This window comes from Candidatus Symbiopectobacterium sp. NZEC135, from assembly GCF_025962695.1.
Genome location: NZ_JAGFPF010000921.1, coordinates 1 through 841 on the forward strand (window position 1 = coordinate 1; position 841 = coordinate 841).

Annotated in this window: 2 protein-coding genes; both read left to right on the forward strand. The window is 58.0% G+C overall.

Translation table 11 applies throughout. The features are described from left to right. Positions 1 to 518: elongation factor 1-alpha C-terminal domain-related protein (locus tag J5224_RS31455; RefSeq protein WP_413544754.1), on the forward strand; the 518-nt coding region annotated here is incomplete at its 5' end. Then, positions 457 to 841, forward strand: a 385-nt coding sequence (locus tag J5224_RS31460; RefSeq protein ID WP_264628912.1) for an adenylyl-sulfate kinase, incomplete at its 3' end; no start/stop codon positions are given. The genes J5224_RS31455 and J5224_RS31460, both read left to right, overlap by 62 nt.

Here is an 841-nt window from a genome sequence, read left to right on the forward strand (position 1 = left end):
CGGGAGAAGCCACCACGCTGGTGCTGGCCGATGAAGTGGATATCAGCCGTGGCGATCTGTTGGTGCCGGAGGCGGATGAACTGCGCGCAGTACAGCATGCGCAGGTCGATGTGGTGTGGATGGCGGAGCAGCCGTTGGTGCCGGGGCACAGTTATGACATCAAGATTGCGGGCAAGAAAACCCGTGCGCGGGTAGACAATATTCAGTATCAGGTCGAGATCAATTCGCTGACGCAGCGCGTCAGCGAAAATTTACCGTTAAACGGCATCGGCCTGGTGGATTTGACCTTTGATGAACCGCTGCTGCTCGAGTCCTATCAGCAGAATGCCACCACGGGCGGTATGATCTTTATCGACCGGCTGAGTAACGTGACTGTCGGTGCCGGGCTGGTACGCGAGCCGATGGTGCAGGTGACGCAGGAACCGTCTGCCTTCAGTGCGTTTGAGCTGGAGTTGAATGCGCTGGTGCGCCGTCACTTCCCGCATTGGGGTGCACGCGATCTGCTGGGAGGAAAGTAGCATGACGCTGCCCCCACAAGAGAAGCATCAGGCTATTGATGGCAATCGTGGCGATAACATTCGTGATGACAATATTCGTGATGACAACAGTCGTGATGACAACATTGTCTGGCACGATCACCCGGTGGCACGTCGCGATCGGGAGCGATTGCACCGCCATCAAGGGGCCGTTATCTGGTTCACCGGCCTGTCAGGGTCGGGAAAGTCCACTCTGGCCGGGCAACTGGAACAGCGCTTGCACCAACTCGGCGTTAGCACCTATCTGCTTGATGGCGACAATGTTCGCCACGGGCTGTGCCGCGATCTGGGCTTTTCCGATGCCG